The 1,316-nt window shown below is 39.4% G+C and carries 1 protein-coding gene; it reads left to right on the top strand.

Going from position 1 to position 1,316, the window contains the following annotated elements:
* Positions 1-103 precede the first annotated feature (103 nt).
* Positions 104-1,255: a hypothetical protein gene (locus R7Q09_RS24245; RefSeq protein WP_411913115.1), complete on the top strand. Its 1,152-nt coding sequence runs from the start codon at positions 104-106 to the stop codon at positions 1,253-1,255.
* Positions 1,256-1,316 lie beyond the last annotated feature (61 nt).

Genomic DNA, 1,316 nt, shown 5'->3' with positions numbered 1-1,316 from the left:
TCAGCTACTCCACAACTCTACTTTTAAGAACGCGTATACAACGGGTTGTTTGAGCTTTGCTAAAGAAGAAAGCGACATTAGCAAAGAGTTACAGAGTAACTTAATGCAGTCGTTTGAAGAAACGCTCATGAGCGGCTTGGACGCATCACAATACGATTGTGTTTGGATAAAGCACACAGATAAAGATGGACGATTAGAACTCAATTTTCACATTGTGAATACTGAGTTGAATACTGGCAAACGCCTACAGCCGTATATTCATAAATTCGACATGCCACGTATTGAAACTTGGAAAAGTTTGCAGAACGATTTGCATCAACTTTCTGATCCAAATGCTCCAGAGCGAAAAAGAACCTTGCAGCTAGGTAACAACAATAAAAAGAGAAATGAAGTTCAAGCAGCGATACATAACTATTTGGAAGAATGCTGGATTCATAATGAAATAAATAACCGCAATGATTTAATAAACGAATTAAATAGCCTTGGCATTGAAATAACCAGAACAACAAAACAAGCAATATCAATAAAAGTGCCTGAGTTTGAAAAGCCTATTCGTTTAAAAGGGGAACTTTACAATGACAACCTTGAGCCGTGTGAAAAACAGATTGAACGAAAAGAAAACAAACAGAGAGAATACAATCAAGAACGAGAGCAAAGAATTGAAAGCAATCGCTCAAAGCTCGAAACTCTCAATCAAAAAATTGCAGAGCACCGCAGAAAAAAATATCAACCAAATGCAGAAGAAAAACACGAGGTTGAAAGTATCGTTGATGGCAGTATTACCAGTGACTTTGATACTGATCTTAGTGTCCGTTTGGAGCACTTGGAAAGTGACAACAAACTACTACACGAATTCATATCAAGAGTGCGAGAAAGCGACAAAAAGCCACGATGGGAAAGCAATACTTTGTTTGATAAAGAAGCCGTAAAAGAACAACTAAAAAAGGTAGAAAAAAATGAGCACGGAAACAGCACAGCAGATCGAGATTTTACTCAGCGCATTAGAGCAATTACAAACGCAGTACGAATCGCAATTCAAGAGCTTAAACAAGCGTTTAGACAGGATAGAGAACCCCGTCGAGCAGACGATAAGCTCAGAGAAATCTATAGAAATAAAAGGGCGGAGCGAATTGATATTCTCGACAATGACGCAAGAGCAGCAGAGCAGCGCGTGCGCGAGTTGCAGTCACGCAAAACTGAGCATTCAGAGCGAAACATCGACCCCGAAAAACCAGAGCGAGAACTCAAAATTTGAGTGCTTGAGCGGAACGAACAAGGAAATGGTTTTTGCGTGTACAAAGATTACAGATGAATAA

It is taken from the genome of Vibrio sp. 2130-1 (assembly GCF_033339515.1).
This window is presented reverse-complemented; position numbering and strand designations above follow the sequence as displayed.

Excerpts from the sequence above, each read along its gene's own strand:
- R7Q09_RS24245 (WP_411913115.1), top strand. The coding sequence starts at position 104 with ATGCAGTCGTTTGAAGAAACGCTCATGAGCGGCTTGGACGCATCACAA.